This is a genomic window from Arthrobacter sp. 179 (assembly GCF_052379645.1).
Taxonomy (GTDB): Bacteria; Actinomycetota; Actinomycetes; order Actinomycetales; family Micrococcaceae; genus Arthrobacter_H.
Genome location: NZ_JBQSYU010000002.1, coordinates 84,841 through 98,860 on the forward strand (window position 1 = coordinate 84,841; position 14,020 = coordinate 98,860).

The 14,020-nt window shown below is 68.6% G+C and carries 10 protein-coding genes; 7 read left to right on the forward strand and 3 right to left on the reverse strand.

What is annotated here, in order from left to right; translation table 11 throughout:
* Positions 1 to 49: 49 nt before the first annotated feature.
* Positions 50 to 934: a 16S rRNA (cytidine(1402)-2'-O)-methyltransferase gene (rsmI, locus tag ACT3UE_RS02060; RefSeq protein ID WP_444566241.1), complete on the forward strand. Its 885-nt coding sequence runs from the start codon at positions 50 to 52 to the stop codon at positions 932 to 934.
* A 124-nt stretch (positions 935 to 1,058) separates the two neighbouring features.
* Positions 1,059 to 2,540 carry an NAD-dependent succinate-semialdehyde dehydrogenase gene (locus ACT3UE_RS02065; RefSeq protein ID WP_444566181.1) on the forward strand — a complete coding sequence of 494 codons (1,482 nt, stop codon included), beginning with the start codon at positions 1,059 to 1,061 and terminating at the stop codon, positions 2,538 to 2,540.
* Here the strand turns inward: ACT3UE_RS02065 and ACT3UE_RS02070 are convergent.
* The 3 genes from ACT3UE_RS02070 to ACT3UE_RS02080 are packed head-to-tail and all read right to left on the reverse strand — an operon-like array spanning position 2,537 to position 7,341.
* The gene (locus ACT3UE_RS02070; protein WP_444566182.1) at positions 2,537 to 4,948 is read right to left on the reverse strand and encodes a transglutaminase TgpA family protein; all 2,412 of its coding nucleotides are present in this window, start codon (positions 4,946 to 4,948) and stop codon (positions 2,537 to 2,539) included. The two genes, ACT3UE_RS02065 and ACT3UE_RS02070, sit on opposite strands and share 4 nt — an antisense overlap.
* Positions 4,945 to 6,348 carry a DUF58 domain-containing protein gene (locus ACT3UE_RS02075; RefSeq protein WP_444566183.1) on the reverse strand — a complete coding sequence of 468 codons (1,404 nt, stop codon included), beginning with the start codon at positions 6,346 to 6,348 and terminating at the stop codon, positions 4,945 to 4,947. Before ACT3UE_RS02075 ends, ACT3UE_RS02070 begins: the two co-directional genes overlap by 4 nt.
* A 12-nt stretch (positions 6,349 to 6,360) precedes the next feature.
* Positions 6,361 to 7,341 carry an AAA family ATPase gene (locus ACT3UE_RS02080; protein ID WP_444566184.1) on the reverse strand — a complete coding sequence of 327 codons (981 nt, stop codon included), beginning with the start codon at positions 7,339 to 7,341 and terminating at the stop codon, positions 6,361 to 6,363.
* A gap of 190 nt (positions 7,342 to 7,531) precedes the next feature.
* Between ACT3UE_RS02080 and ACT3UE_RS02085 the strand changes: the two genes are divergently transcribed.
* From ACT3UE_RS02085 to ACT3UE_RS02105, 5 genes are all read left to right on the forward strand, one after another.
* Positions 7,532 to 8,530, forward strand: a complete 999-nt coding sequence (locus ACT3UE_RS02085) for a TatD family hydrolase (protein WP_444566185.1) — start codon at positions 7,532 to 7,534, stop codon at positions 8,528 to 8,530.
* Positions 8,531 to 8,895: 365 nt separating this feature from the next.
* On the forward strand, positions 8,896 to 10,110 hold the full coding sequence (locus tag ACT3UE_RS02090; RefSeq protein ID WP_444566186.1) for a transglycosylase family protein: 1,215 nt from the start codon (positions 8,896 to 8,898) through the stop codon (positions 10,108 to 10,110).
* Between the two features lie 182 nt (positions 10,111 to 10,292).
* Complete coding sequence (gene rsmA / locus ACT3UE_RS02095; protein ID WP_444566242.1) at positions 10,293 to 11,174, forward strand: 16S rRNA (adenine(1518)-N(6)/adenine(1519)-N(6))-dimethyltransferase RsmA; 882 nt, start codon at positions 10,293 to 10,295, stop codon at positions 11,172 to 11,174.
* The gene (locus tag ACT3UE_RS02100) at positions 11,171 to 12,091 is read left to right on the forward strand and encodes a 4-(cytidine 5'-diphospho)-2-C-methyl-D-erythritol kinase (protein ID WP_444566187.1); all 921 of its coding nucleotides are present in this window, start codon (positions 11,171 to 11,173) and stop codon (positions 12,089 to 12,091) included. The genes rsmA and ACT3UE_RS02100 overlap by 4 nt, the downstream gene beginning before the upstream one ends.
* A 71-nt stretch (positions 12,092 to 12,162) precedes the next feature.
* Entirely contained in the window at positions 12,163 to 13,977 is a 1,815-nt protein-coding gene (locus ACT3UE_RS02105; RefSeq protein ID WP_444566188.1) for an ABC-F family ATP-binding cassette domain-containing protein, read from the forward strand.
* Positions 13,978 to 14,020: the final 43 nt, after the last annotated feature.

Consider the following 14,020-nt stretch of genomic DNA (forward strand, 5'->3'; position numbering starts at 1 on the left):
GCGCCGCCGACGGTAGGCTGGCGGGGTGAATATCGATCCTGCAGAACCAGTGTCCGACACCCCGGAACCCACCACCCCGACCCGGCCCGGGACCGGGGGCCAGGACGGGCAGATCGTGCTGGCCGCCACCCCGATCGGAAATCTCGGGGACGCCTCCCCGCGCTTGATCGAGTTGATGACCGGCGCCGATGTGATCGCCGCGGAGGACACCCGCAGGTTCCACCATCTGGCCCAGGCCCTGGGGGTGCGGATCCCGGGACGGGTGATCAGCTACCACGAGCACAACGAGGCCGTGAAGACCGCCGAACTGCTGGACCTGGTCCGTCAGGGGCTGACCGTGCTGATGGTCTCCGACGCCGGGATGCCGGCCGTCTCCGATCCGGGGTTCCGGCTGGTGGAGGCGGCCGGCGCCGAGGGCCTGCTGGTCACCGCGGTGCCCGGGCCCTCCGCCGTGTTGACCGCGCTGGCCCTCTCCGGTCTGCCCACCGACCGGTTCACCTTCGAGGGGTTCCTTCCGCGCAAACCGGGGGAGCGGTCCGGACGACTGGCCGAACTGGAGAAGGAGCGGCGCACGATGGTCTTCTTCGAAGCCCCCCACCGGTTGGCCCCCATGCTGCGGGCGCTCGCCGAGGCCTTCGGCCGGGACCGCCCGGCCGCCGTGGCCCGGGAGTTGACCAAGATGCATGAGGAGGTCAAGCGCGGCTCCCTGCAGGAATTGCTCGAATGGGCCGAAGGCCAGATGCGGGGGGAAATCGCCGTCGTGGTTTCCGGGGCGGCCGAGGACGCCCCGTCGCGTGCGGTGGACCAGGTCGCCTCGGTGCAGGAGCTCGAACGCGGAGGATTGCGGCTCAAGGACGCGGTGGCCGCCATTGCCGAACGGGAGCGGGTCTCCAAGCGCGAACTCTATGCGGCGGTCCTCGAAGCCCGACGCTAGCCCGGGCGGATGCACAACCAGGCCCGGTGGTCATGATGCATCCCTGCATTTACACCCGGGAGGGCCTCTGACTACCGTGAGGCCTGACAGAACCCCATCCATCCTGACGCGGGAGAGACCAACGATGACCATCACCCCCGAGCGCGAAGCCGAACTGCTCGCCTCCGTTCCCACCGGCCTGCTGATCAACGGGGAATGGCGCGATGCCTCCGACGGCGGGACCTTCGACGTCCAGGACCCCGCCACCGGAAAGGTGCTGGCGACCCTGGCCTCGGCGACGAGCGAGGATGCGATGGCCGCGCTCGACGCCGCCGACGCGGCCCAGGCAGCCTGGGCCCGCACCCCGGCCCGCGAACGCGCCGAGATCCTACGCCGGGCCTTCGACCTGGTCAGCGCCCGGGCCGAGGATTTCGCCCTGCTGATGACCCTGGAAATGGGCAAGCCGCTGGCCGAATCCCGGGGCGAGGTCACCTATGGTTCGGAGTTCCTGCGCTGGTTCTCCGAGGAAGCGGTCCGCGACTACGGACGCTATGTGACCACCCCCGAAGGCAAGAACAAGATCCTGGTGCAGCGCAAACCCGTCGGGCCGTGCCTGCTGATCACCCCCTGGAACTTTCCGCTGGCCATGGCCACTCGCAAGGTCGGCCCGGCGGTCGCCGCCGGCTGCACGATGGTGCTCAAGCCCGCGAAGCTCACGCCGCTGACCAGCCAGCTCTTCGCCGCGACCATGCTGGAGGCCGGTCTGCCGGCAGGGGTGCTGAACGTGACCAGCTCCAAATCGGCGTCGGGCATCTCGGGGCCGTTGATGCAGGATCCCCGGCTGCGCAAGGTCTCCTTCACCGGGTCGACCCCGGTGGGCAAGCAGCTGCTCAAGGACGCCGCCGACAACGTGCTGCGCACCTCCATGGAACTGGGCGGAAACGCCCCGTTCATCGTCTTCGCCGACGCCGATCTGGACCGGGCCGTCGAAGGGGCCATGGCCGCGAAGATGCGCAACATGGGCGAGGCCTGCACCGCGGCCAACCGCTTCCTCGTCCAGGCCCCAGTGGCCGCGGAATTCACCCGCAAATTCGCCGAGGCCATGGCGGCGCTCACCCTGGGCCGGGGCACCGAGGACTCCTCGAAGGTCGGCCCGCTCATCGACGGGGGCGCCCGCGACGATGTGCATTCCCTGGTCAGCGCGGCGATCGACGCCGGGGCCGAGGCGCTCACCGGCGGCAAGGCCCGCGAGGGGGCCGGCTACTTCTACGAACCGACCGTGCTGGCCAACGTCCCCAACGACGCGGCGATCCTGGGCAGCGAGATCTTCGGCCCGGTGGCCCCGGTGACCACCTTCGACACCGAGGAGGAAGCCATCGAACTGGCCAACTCCACCGAATACGGCCTGGCCTCCTACGTCTACTCGCAGGACATGAACCGCATGTTCCGTGTCTCCGAACGCATCGAATTCGGTCTGGTGGGCTTCAACGCCGGGGTCATCTCCAACGCGGCCGCCCCGTTCGGCGGGGTCAAGCAATCGGGGATGGGCCGTGAAGGCGGCTCCGAGGGCCTGGCCGAATACACCAGCGCCCAGTACATCGGCATCGCCGACCCGTACGCCGTCTAGGCCCCGATCAGCGAGGCCGGCCAGGCCCGGGCCAGGAACTGGCGTCCGGGGCTGGCCGCATCGGAGAACGCCTGCTCGATCTCGGTCAGGGCCCGGCTCAACGCCAGGTCCAGGGGCAGTTCCCGGCCGGCCCGGGGGCGGTGGATGCCGCTGGCCGGGCCGCGGGGCACCAGTTGGCGGTGCGGCTGTGCATCGAGGGAGAAACTGGCCCGTTCGAAGGCCTCCCGGAGCCGGCGCACCTCGCCGGCCGCCTCGGGCAGGTGCTCCTGCAACCGGGCGGCATACCCTGCATCGGTTTCCTGGGGGCGTTGGGCCAGCCCGTAGTCCCGGCCCAAGGCCAGCAATTCGCTCCAGGCCCCGGCCACCGCATCGCGCCAGTCGGTGGCCCGGTGGATGCGGCGGAGCCGGCGGGCCCGTTGCCACCGGCGGATCCCGAAGGGACCAAAGAGCCCCAGCAGCACCACCAGTGCCAGCAGCACGGGGACCGTCGGCGACGCCCCGTCATCGTTCCCGGATTCCCGGCCCCCGGCGGCGGGGGCGGTCGAGGGGTCGGCACTGTGGTTCACATCGGGGATGGTCCTGCCCCGCGTCGGATCGGTATCCGGTGACTGCGCGTCGGCGGGCCCGCCGGTGGGGCTGTCGCTGGCGTAGGACGGGGTGGTGCCGCGGCCGGGGGTGGGTTCGAAGGGGACCCAGCCGAGATCGGGAAAGAAGAGTTCGGGCCAGGCGTGGGCGCTGCGCGGACTCAAATCGTAGCCGGTCCACTGTTTCCCGTCCGAGCCCAGGGCCTGGGAGCCGCTGCTTCGGCCCGGCGCGTAGCCGACCACGACCCGGCTGGGAACGCCCAGGGTGCGCGCCATCAACGCCATGGCCGAGGAATAGTGGGTGCAGTATCCGCTCTTCTTCTCCAAGAATGCCGCCACGACCCCGACCCCGTTGCCGTCGTAGCCCTGTTCCAGCGGTGTCTGTTCCGAATAGGTGTAGTCGACGCTGCGCAGCTCCTCCTGCAGGGCCACGGCCTGGTCGTAGGCGGTGCCGGCATCGGCCTTCCGCACGATCCGTTGGGCGGTCCGGGGAATGATCTCCGGCAGATCCTCCTGCAGCTGGGTGTAGGTGTCCGCCAGCTGGTCGGCACCGAAGTCGGGGTCCCGGGCCAGGCGGGCGGAGCTGGCCTCCAACGCGTCGGCATCGATCACCGGGACCTGCGAGGTGACCGTGTAGTCCAGCTTCCTGCTCGTGGCCGCCGCTGCGGAGAACATCGTGTCGGTGTCTCCGTTATAGCCCCAGTCCCGGGCCAGCCCGGTCACCGAGGACGCCTCGCGGGGCATCGGCAGCCAGGGGCTCTGGTAGTTTCCGGTCACCACCCGGGTATGGACCGTCCTGGTGCGTGGCAGGTGCTGCGGTGTGAAGCCGTCGGGCCAGGAATCGAGGTCTTCGGTGTCATGGTCGCGGTCGACCTCGATATCCGTTGGCTCCCAGCGTTTGGCCCCCAGATCGGAGATGACAGAGGTGCGCAGATAGACCGGGTCGGGGGAGTCGGTGTAATAGGTCAACGTGGTCACCCCCAGGCGGTCGCGCAGGTTCACCCCCAGATTCAGCACCGGATTCACCCCGCTGGGCTTGCCGAAGAGGTAGAGCCGTTGGCCCTGCGGCATGAGCCCCTGCGAGAACCCGGGCAGGGCGAGGGGCACCACCAGCATCAGGGCCAGCGCGCCGGCGGCGATGAGGGTGCCCTGACGCAGCACACCGGTGCGCACTGCGGCTCCGGGAGCGGTGGCGCGATGTTCCAGACGGGAGGTGGCGAGGACCAGGAGAAAGCCCACGGCCGTCAGGGACACCGGCAGCAGGCCGGCACCGTTGGTCTTGACCAGGGAGGCGATGACGAGGAAGACCGACAGCGGCACCGCGCTCAGTGCCGGGAGCCGCAGCCCCAGGACCGCCAGATGGGCCAGCAGTGCCGTCACCCCGGCAGCCAGGCAGATGAAGAAGATGATGGGGTCCTCGGACAGCACGGGTTGGGCCTGGACCAGGACGGCGTCCCGGGCCTGCGGATAGAAATCCATGGCCCGGCGCACGCTTTCGGCGGTGGGGATCACCCCGAGCACCGCGGTGGAGGGAAGGAACTGCAGGGTGAGCATGGCGACCAGTCCGGCCACCGAGGCGATGAAGGTCAGGGCATAGGACCGACCCCGGGCCCGCACCAGGGTCCCGACGGCGAGGGTCCCGGCGACGGTGACGGTCGCATTATCGAACCACAGCCGGCCCTCGATGACCCCCCAGAGCCCGCTGACCGGTGCCAGGACGGCACAGAGCAGGACGGCGAAGAGCAACCACTGGGTTCCGCCGTGGCGCCGCGCTGGTTTCTTCCGCCGCTGCGAGGCCGGGAGGATCTCGGCCGCTGCGCTCATGACCGCCCCCGGACTCCGGTGCGCCGCTGCTGGGCGGCCAGTTCCAGCCAGGCATCGGCCACCGGGGTCTTGGCGTCCACGGGCACCGCCGCCCACCCCGCGGCGCGGAAGGCCCGCAGGCCCGCCGTGGTGGCCCCGGGACGACTGGCGATCAGGAACACCAGGACGCCACGGTGGGTCCCGAACCGGTGGATCCAGGCTTCGGCCCCGTCCGCGGTGGGCGCACCGGTGAACAGCAGCACGGGATTGTTTCCGCCGCGGGGGAGGAAGTCCGGTGCCTCGGCCGGTGCGTCCCGGGGACGCGAGGGGGCGGGCTTCAAACCCACCGAGGCTAGGGACAGCTGGAGGTCCTCGGCCGCCTGCGGACCGGAAAACCATCCGTTCCCTGCTCCGGGGGACCCGGGCGCCGCATCGGCCAGCGGCAGCCCGCTTTCGTCGAGGACCTCGAGGTCGTAGCCCTGGTCGGCCAGATGCGCCCCCATGGAGACCACCGCCCCGATGGTCCAGTCGAAGCAGGGGGTCGTGGTCCCGGGGGCGTCCTGGAAGTTCGGGATCGGGGTCGGGGCGTCGGCACCGATGTAGCTGCCCTGGTAGGGCAGGGCCCGGGTGTCCACGACCAGCGTGGCGCGGGGGGTGCGTTGGAATTGTTCCTGACGGACCATCAGGGTGTTGTGCCGGGCCGTGGCGGGCCAATGCACGCGCCGCAGCGAATCACCATCACGGTATTCGCGGGTCATGACGTCGTCGTTCTCGGGGGTGGCCTGGTGGTGGGAGGTGGCCGTTCCCCGGGTACCGGTGCTGCCCAGGACCCCGGTCTCGGGCAGGGGGAGCACCGGGGGAACCACCGTCAGCGGTGTGGGACGATCCACCGCGATGGGCCGCATGGCCAAGCCGAACGGGTCGGAGAGCTGGACACGGAGCGGGCCGACCGCGTAGACGCCCCGGTGGGTGGGCCGCAGCCGGTACCGGTAGGCGGTCCTCTGGCCCGCCGAGCCGGCCTGGCCGGGGGCATCGGCGGAAAACGACGGGGTGGTCCCGAAGTCCCGGGGGAGTTGTTCGTCCAATGCCGTTCCCGCCGGCAGGGGGGAGCCGTGGCCCAATGACAAGGTCACGGTGGTGGAACCGCCGGTGATGACCGGGTCGGGACCGAAGCTGCGACGGACCTTCACCCGGGTCCTTCCCAGGGCGACGGCTGCTGCCGAGAGCAACGGGGCGACCAGCAGGAAGATCGAGATGTTCACCAGTTCGCGGCGCCCCAGGAACCAGGCCAGGAGCAGGGCCACTGCCCCAGCCACGAAGAGGGCCCAGCCGCGCGGGGTGAGGAACCAGAGTCGCAGCCGGACCCGCAAGGGCAGGCGTTCGGTGCCCCCGTGTCCGGTTCCGGTTCCGCTATCCACCATGGGCCGCCCGGCTCAGCGGCGCGCTGCGGTTCGGACCGGGACCTGGGCCAGCAGGGATTCGACGAGATCCTGCACGGTGGTCCCAGAGATCTCCGCCTTGCGATGGAGTACGAGTCGATGCCCGAGCACCGAGGGGCAGTTGGCCACCACATCGTCGGGCAGCACGAAGTCCCGGCCGTTCAGCGCCGCCTCGGCCTTGGAAGCGCGCAGGAGCTGGAGCAGGGCCCGGGGGCTGGCCCCGAGCCGGATCTCCGGGTGCGTCCGGCTTGCCTGCCCCAGGGCCACGATGTATTCCTGCACGGCGTCGGCCACATGGACCGCCTTGACGATGTCGATCAGCGAGAGCAAGGTCGCCTGGTCGACGACGGAAGCAACCCGTTGCAGGGGCGAATCGGACTGGTGGTTGCGCAACATGGACAGTTCGGCCGCCGTATCCGGGTACCCCATGGACACCCGGGCCATGAACCGGTCGCGTTGGGCCTCGGGCAGGGGGAACGTGCCCTCGAGTTCGATCGGGTTCTGCGTGGCGATCACCATGAACGGGGCGGCCAACGGGTAGGTCGTCCCGTCGACGGTGACCTGGTGCTCCTCCATGCATTCCAATAGTGCCGACTGTGTTTTGGCCGAGGCCCTGTTGATTTCATCCCCGATGACGAGGTTCGCGAAGACCGGCCCCCGACGGAATTCGAATCCATGGGAGTCCTGGTTGTAGATGGAGACACCGGTGACATCGGAAGGCAGTAGATCAGGGGTGAATTGGATGCGGTTCACACTGGCATCCACCGAACGGGCCAGGGTCTTGGCCAGCAGGGTCTTGCCGACCCCCGGGACGTCCTCCAGCAGCAGGTGCCCCTGGGCCAGCAGCACGCGCAACGCGGTGCGGGCGACTTCCGGCTTCCCGTCGATCACCGTGCCGATGGCCTCCAGGATCCGGGTCGTGACGACGCCGAATTCCTCCGAGGAGGGCGACGGGAGTTCCGTGGTGGTCGACACTGCGTCTACTCCCTGAATTCCGGCGGCATGATGGGTCCCTGCCCCCTCAGCCTACCCACCAAACAGGTGAGGTGGGTCACGGGCGGTGGATCCCGGTCCCGGCGGCCTCCGTGGGTGGGGGCGTCCGGCGGTAGCCTAGGGGTCCGGCCCGCCCGCCGGGAAACCTCGTCCCCGTTCCAGGAGTTCCTCCATGTGCCCTTCCCCCCGATCGGATGCCTCTCGCCCCGAGATAGGAGCCGGTGGCGTCGTCCTGCCCGGGGACACCCCTCCGGCCTATCGTGCCACCGGCGGGGACCCCGCGGCCCGGGACGCGGACGGCGGGCCCCGCCGTGCTGCCACGTCGGCCAACGGCAGCAAACGCGACATCTCCTACCCCCCGGCTCCCGAACCGTTGGCCGTTCCCGTGGTGGACAACCACACGCATCTGGACTTCGGTGACGGCGAGGTGACCGTCGCGGTGGCCCAGGCGTTGGATACCGCCAACGCCGTGGGGGTCTCCGGGATCATCCAGGTCGGGTGCGATGTGGAATCATCGCGCTTCGCGGTCCAAGCAGCCCATGCCGACCCCCGCGTGCTGGCCGCGGTGGCCATCCACCCCAACGATGCCTCCCGGTTGGCCGAAGGCGGAGCCCTGGATTCCGCGCTCGCAGAGATCGACCGGCTGGCCGGGGATCGGCGGGTGCGGGCCGTGGGGGAGACCGGGTTGGATTATTTCCGCACCGGGGAGGAAGGCCGTCCGGCGCAGCAGGAATCCTTCAGGGCGCATCTGGAGATGGCAGTCCGCCACGAACAGGCCGTCCAGATCCATGACCGTGAGGCGCATGCGGACATCGTGGAGATCCTGGGGCAGGTCCCGACCCCCGAGACCGTCATCTTCCACTGTTTCTCCGGTGATGCCGAGCTGGCGCGGATCTGCAACGCCCATGGCTGGTACATGTCCTTCTCCGGGACGGTGACCTTCAAGAATTCCCGCGACCTGCGAGAGGCCCTGGCGGTCGCCGACCCTGCGCTGGTCCTGGTGGAAACCGATGCCCCGTTCCTGACCCCGCACCCCTTCCGCGGCCGGCCCAATGCCAGCTACCTGGTTCCCTACACCGTGCGTTCCATGGCCGAGACCCTGCAGACCGACGTTGATGGACTCTGCGAGCGGATCGCCCGGAACACGACGGCGGCCTACGGCAGCTTCTGACCCCGGCCCGAGCCCGCCGGCATAAGTCACGAACGGGTCACCGCCGGCCGGGGTTGGTCACGAAGTGGAAGCGGGAAAATCCGCGCCATGGCGCGGGATCGGGGGGGTTCAGGGACGTCGAGCTTGTCACTAGATAACGAACCGGTTACGGTAGTCAACAGAGTAGCCGGGATCGGGGAAGGTCTTCGGGGCTCAAGCACCAGCACTGATGCTCGTTTGGACGTTCCGTTCGTACGCCCAACCGCTTCCTGCCGGTGTGTGAACCACTGCAAGACAGCCCGGGACCGGCCCCCTGGAGGACCTCCAGGGGACAACCCGTCCCGGCACTCTCCCCGTGCCCGGAAGAACACAAAGACTGGAAATCCGTGCAGAAAGCCTTCAAGAACCGCTGGGTCAAGACCGGCGCCCAGGCGGTTGCCTTGACCGCGTTGATCCTCGGCCTCGTCTCCTTCGTCGGGGCCAACAAGACCGTTGCCGTGACCGTCGACGGCGAGACCCAGAGCGTGCAGGCCTACGGCGGCACCGTTGGGGAGATGCTCTCCTCCGCCGAGATCACGGTCGGCGCCGATGACGAAGTCTCCCCGGGGGTCGACACCGCCGTGGCCGATGGCGATGCCATCACGGTGAACCGGAACAAAACGGTGGATGTGTCCATCGACGGGGTGGACCGCGTGGTGCACACCACCGGCCTGACCGTGGCCGATGTCCTCGACCAGCTCAATGTCGGCGAGGCCGCCGATATCTCCAACGGCCCCCAGCTCGAGCTGGCCTCGCTGAGCACCCCGCTGCAGATCAGCACGGTGAAGACCCTGAAGCTCAGCGCCGATGGCAAGACCCGGAACATCAAGACCACCGCCGGCACGGTCGGCGACGCGCTGAAGAGCGACGGAGTGAAGATCGGGAACGACGACGAACTCTCCGTCGAGGCGGCCACCGAACTGACGGACGGCCTGAAGGTGAAGTTGGTTCGGGTGAAGACCACGACCGAAACCGATACCCGTACCGTGTCCCACGGGGTGGAAAAGAGCAAGGACAAGGATCTCGCCCTCGGCAAGACCAAGACCACCTCCCCGGGCAAGGACGGTGAGCGGACCCTGACCTATACCGTCACCACCCGCGACGGCAAGGAGGAATCGCGCAAGCTGACCAGCAACAAGGTCACCACCAAGCCGGTGGACGCCGAGGTCGCCGTGGGTGCCAAGAAGCCCGAGAAGAAGGAAGCGCCCGAGAAGAAGGCCGAACCGTCCTCCAAGGCCGATGAACCGGCCAAGAAGGAACAGAAGAAGGACAAGAAGGCGTCCACGGGCGGAACCACGGCCTCGGCCGGCGGCGTTTCGGCCAACTGGAAGGCCCTGGCCCAGTGCGAGTCCGGCGGGAACTGGTCGATCAACACCGGCAATGGCTACTACGGTGGCCTGCAGTTCAACCAGAGCAGCTGGCTCGGTGCCGGCGGCGGCAAATATGCTGCCCTGCCGCACCAGGCCACCCCGGCACAGCAGGTTGCCGTGGCTGAGAAGCTGCGCGGCAACGGCGGTTGGGGCCACTGGCCGGCCTGCTCCTCCAAGCTCGGACTGCGCTAGATAGCACCGCCGATCCGCCACGGATCCACTGGTGTTGAAGGGCCCCGCAATGCGGGGCCCTTTAGCGCTTTCGGCACCGGGTGTGGAGACAGACCGCAGAGCCCGTGACCTCAACTAGGATTGAACCCGTGACTGACGACTCCCAGACCCCCCGCTCCGCCTCCGGGCAGGACCCCGAGCAGATCCCCCGGGGGACTCCGCGGCTTCTCGGGGCCACCGAGATCCGTCGGCTCGCCACGGAACTTGAGGTCCGTCCGACCAAGACGCTGGGCCAGAACTTCGTCATTGATGGCAACACCATCCGTCGCATCGTGGCTGCAGCCCGGATCGACCCGGGGGAAACCGTCCTGGAGGTCGGCCCCGGGCTCGGCTCGCTCACCCTGGGTCTGCTCGATGCCGCCCACCGGGTCGTCGCCGTGGAGATCGACCCCAAACTGGCCGAACGCCTGCCCCGGACCATCAGCGAATTCCGTCCGGCCCTGGCATCGCATCTCGACGTCGTCCTGGCGGATGCGATGCGGGTCACCGAGCTGCCGCACGAACCCACCTCGTTGGTCGCCAACCTGCCCTATAACGTGGCGGTTCCCGTGGTGTTGCACCTGCTCGAACACTTTCCCGGCCTGCAGCACGGGCTGGTCATGGTCCAGGACGAAGTGGCCGACCGGCTCTGCGCCGGCCCCGGGAACAAGACCTACGGCATTCCGAGCCTCAAGGCCGCCTGGTACGGCAGGATGCGCAAGGCAGGAGTCATCGGGATGAACGTGTTCTGGCCGGCCCCGAAGATCTCCTCGGGACTGGTCTCCTTCGAACGCCACGAACCGCCCCGGACCACCGCCAGCCGCTCCGAGGTGTTCGCTGCCATCGACGCGGCCTTCGCCCAACGACGCAAGACCCTCCGCGCCGCATTGGCCGGCTGGGCCGGCGGCGCCGACGCTGCCGAACGGGCGCTGCGTGCCGCGGGCGTGGACCCGCAGGCCCGCGGGGAACGACTGGTCATCGAAGACTTCGCCCGCATCGCCGAGGCCCGGAACCTGGCCGGTCAGGACCACGGGGTCGAGGCATGAACCAGACCGTCGTGGCCCGTGCCCCCGGGAAGATCAACATCTACTTCCGGGTCGGGGCACCCCGGGAGGACGGCTACCACCCGGTTGCCAGCCTGTATCTGGCCGTCTCCCTCTTCGAGGATGTGGCCGCCACGGCACGGACCGACTCACGGATCACCGTCGGGCTCAACGAGGCCTCCACCGCCGTGGATGACCCCGAGTCCTTCCCGCTGGGCGAGGACAACCTCGTGGTCCGTGCCGCCCGCCTGCTGGCCGAACACACCGGCCTGGAGGCAGGGGTCCATCTGGACATCACCAAGCGGGTGCCGATCGCCGGGGGCATGGGCGGGGGATCGGCCGATGCCGCGGCGGCCCTGGTGGCCTGCAACGGATTGTGGGGGACCGGCCTGACCCGGGAGGAGCTCTCACGGCTGGGATCCCGGCTCGGGGCCGATGTGCCCTTCGCCCTCTCCGGCGGGGCCGCCGTCGGACTCGGCGTCGGGGACGAACTTTCTCCATTGCTTTTGCGCAGCCGCACCGATTGGGTCCTGGCGTTGGCGAGCTACGGTTTATCCACCCCTGCGGTGTACCAGCAACTGGACATCCTGCGCGGCGACGAGGCCATCGAGGAGCCCCGGGCCGTGGACCCACAGGTGGTTCAGGCGCTCGTGGCCCACGATCTGGTGTTGTTGCCCGGCCTGTTGGGCAACGACCTCACCAGTGCCGCGGTCCAACTGGCGCCGGAGCTGACGGCGGTGCTGGAGATGGGCCGCAATGCCGGTGCGCTGACGGCACTGGTCTCCGGATCCGGACCCACGATCGCGCTGCTGGCAGAAGATCCCTCGCATGCCGGCGAACTGGCCACCGTGTTGATCGATGAAGCAGGAATCGACACGCACACCGTCCACGGCCCGGTCCACGGAGCCCACATCATCTGACGCCATGGCTCCGGGCCCCGGCCCGGCCCACCGGCCACCGCTGAACACCATCGACGAAAGAACACAATACCTTGGCACATCTGCTCGGCGCGGAGAACGTCTCCGTCGCCTTCGCCACCCGCACCATCCTCGACGAGGTCACCCTCGGCCTGGAACAAGGCGACCGCATCGGCATGGTCGGTCGCAATGGTGACGGTAAATCAACGCTCATGCGCCTGCTGGCCCGCCGTCAGGACCCCGATTCCGGGCGGGTGACCCAGCGCAGCGACGTCCAGGTCGGATACCTCGACCAGCAGGACGTACTGGATGGGGACCTCGAAGTCGGTCAGGCCATCGTCGGGGACGCCGCCGCCCACGAATGGGCCTCGAACCCGAAGATCCGCGAAATCATGGGCGGTCTGGTCGGGGAAGTCGACTGGAATGCACGGGTCTCGGACCTTTCCGGTGGACAGCGCCGTCGGGTCGCGCTGGCGAAACTGCTGATCGGCGACGACGACGTCATCATGCTCGACGAACCCACCAACCACCTCGACGTCGAAGGTGTCGCCTGGTTGGCCGACCATCTCAAACGTCGCTGGCGGGCCAATCAGGGGGCACTGCTGGTGATCACCCACGACCGTTGGTTCCTCGACGAGATCAGTACCCGCACCTGGGAGGTGCACGACGGGATCGTGGAGGCGTTCGACGGCGGCTATGCCGCCTATGTGCTCGCCCGGGCCGAACGTGATCGCTCCGAAGCGGTGAGTGAAGGAAAGCGCCAGCAACTGGTCAAGAAGGAACTGGCCTGGTTGCGCCGGGGTGCCCCGGCACGTACGGCGAAGCCGAAGTTCAGGATCGACGCGGCCAACGCGATCATCGCCGACGTCCCGCAAGCGCGCGACACGGTGGCCTTGTCGAAGATGGCCACCGCCCGCCTGGGCAAGGACGTGCTGGATCTGGAACATGTCTCCCTGACGTACGACGGCGGTGCGCCGCTGTTCAAGAACATCACCCTGCGGTTGGCGCCCGGGGAACGGCTGGGGATCGTCGGGGTCAACGGTTCGGGCAAATCAACGTTGCTGCGTCTGCTCAACGGCGAGGTCGAACCCACCGAAGGCCGCATCAAACGCGGCAAGACCGTCCAGACGGCGGTGCTCACCCAGGAGGTCACCGAACTCGATGAGCTCTCGAATCGACGCGTCATCGAGGTCATCCAGGAGGAGAAGAATGTCTTCAGCATCGGAGGCAAGGAGGTCTCGGCCGGACAGCTGATCGAGCAGCTCGGATTCTCCCAGGAGAAACAGTGGACCCCGGTCCGTGACCTCTCCGGTGGTGAACGGCGACGGCTGCAGTTGCTGAGGCTGCTGGTCGGCGAACCCAATGTGCTGATGCTCGACGAGCCCACCAACGACCTGGACACCGATACCCTCGCCGCCGTCGAGGACCTGCTCGATTCCTGGCCGGGGACCCTCGTGGTGGTCAGCCACGACCGCTACCTGCTGGAACGGGTCACCGACCACCAGATCGCGCTGCTGGGTGACGGCCAGATCCGCGATCTGCCCGGCGGCGTCGAACAATACCTGCAACTGCGTTCCGGATCCGGGGCCGGTGGGCCCACCAGCGGGCCGGCGGCGTCGGGGGCCGGGGGAAACGGCGCGGCCGGGTCCGGCGGGGAGACCAGCGAGGCCGGGAAGCGCGAGGCCCGCAAGGAAATCAACCGGATCGACAAGAAGCTGGCCAAGCTTGCGGCCCGGGAGGAACGTCTCCATGCCAAGATGGCCACGGCCTCCGAAGGCATGGACATCGATGGTCTTTCGGCCTTGAACGCCGAGCTCAAGGAACTGCAGTCCGAGCATGAGGCGCTTGAGGAAGCCTGGCTGGAAGCGGCCGAAGCTTCCGGACAGTAGCTACGCCGGTTTATGGCAGAATAGTTAACCGTGTTCCCCCTGC

Bases quoted from the DNA above. Each gene is read 5' to 3' on its own strand.
- ACT3UE_RS02065 (WP_444566181.1), top strand. From the start codon at position 1,059: ATGACCATCACCCCCGAGCGCGAAGCCGAACTGCTCGCCTCCGTTCCC.
- ACT3UE_RS02070 (WP_444566182.1), bottom strand. From the start codon at position 4,948: ATGAGCGCAGCGGCCGAGATCCTCCCGGCCTCGCAGCGGCGGAAGAAA.
- ACT3UE_RS02075 (WP_444566183.1), bottom strand. From the start codon at position 6,348: ATGGTGGATAGCGGAACCGGAACCGGACACGGGGGCACCGAACGCCTG.
- ACT3UE_RS02100 (WP_444566187.1), top strand. From the start codon at position 11,171: ATGAACCAGACCGTCGTGGCCCGTGCCCCCGGGAAGATCAACATCTAC.
- ACT3UE_RS02085 (WP_444566185.1), top strand. From the start codon at position 7,532: ATGTGCCCTTCCCCCCGATCGGATGCCTCTCGCCCCGAGATAGGAGCC.